1 protein-coding gene is annotated in these 685 nt (G+C 53.1%); it reads right to left on the reverse strand.

Going from position 1 to position 685, the window contains the following annotated elements; genetic code table 11:
* Positions 1–685: lysine exporter LysO family protein (locus INT22_RS18195; protein ID WP_226912895.1), on the reverse strand; the 685-nt coding region annotated here is incomplete at both ends.

A 685-nucleotide genomic window follows, 5' to 3' on the forward strand; every position in this document is an offset into this window, starting at 1 on the left:
GCTAGCGCGGTGTGGCGGTGGATAACGAGAGGAATCAGAATAAAGGCCAGCAGTTCGCGCGTAAGGTCGTTGAAAAACGCCACGCCGCCCATTAACGGACCAAGTTGGTCGCCAATCAAAATAGCCGAAAGCGAATACCAGCCAAAGCCAGATGCCATGGCTAAGCCTTCATTCCAACTAAGTGAGAGAAGCGGGGCGGCTAACAAGCCAGCCAGTAGCGAGCTCAGCGCAAGGGTGACCGCGATGGCAAGTCCTAGGCGATTCAGCAAAATTTGTTTAAGTGGCATGCCGGAATTGCGTAGCTGGCAGCCAATCAGCATCAATAGTGCGTATAGCACCCACTCTGCCAGCCAGTCGGCGGTGGTAAACAGCGTTTCCCCAATGATAGGGCCAATTAGCAAACCAAATGCCACGCCAGCAGCCACCACACCTACCAACATGAGTGAACCCTGCATAGCCGCCAGTTTGCTAGTAGGAGCGTTCTTCACCACTGGTGAATTACCGGCCTTCAAAGCCACTTGGCGAGATAGCCACCACAGTGCACCCAAGTTGAGCACGGTAGTAATGCTAAACAGCAGCAGCGCGTTACCGCCTAATCTTGAAAGCTGGCTGCCCAGGTTTTCAAGGCCCGCAAGACTTACCCCCATCAATAATAGAATCAAATAAACCGAGCCATTAACGGCTC

The sequence above is a fragment of the Halomonas sp. 3D7M genome (assembly GCF_014897885.1).
GTDB lineage: Bacteria > Pseudomonadota > Gammaproteobacteria > Pseudomonadales > Halomonadaceae > Vreelandella.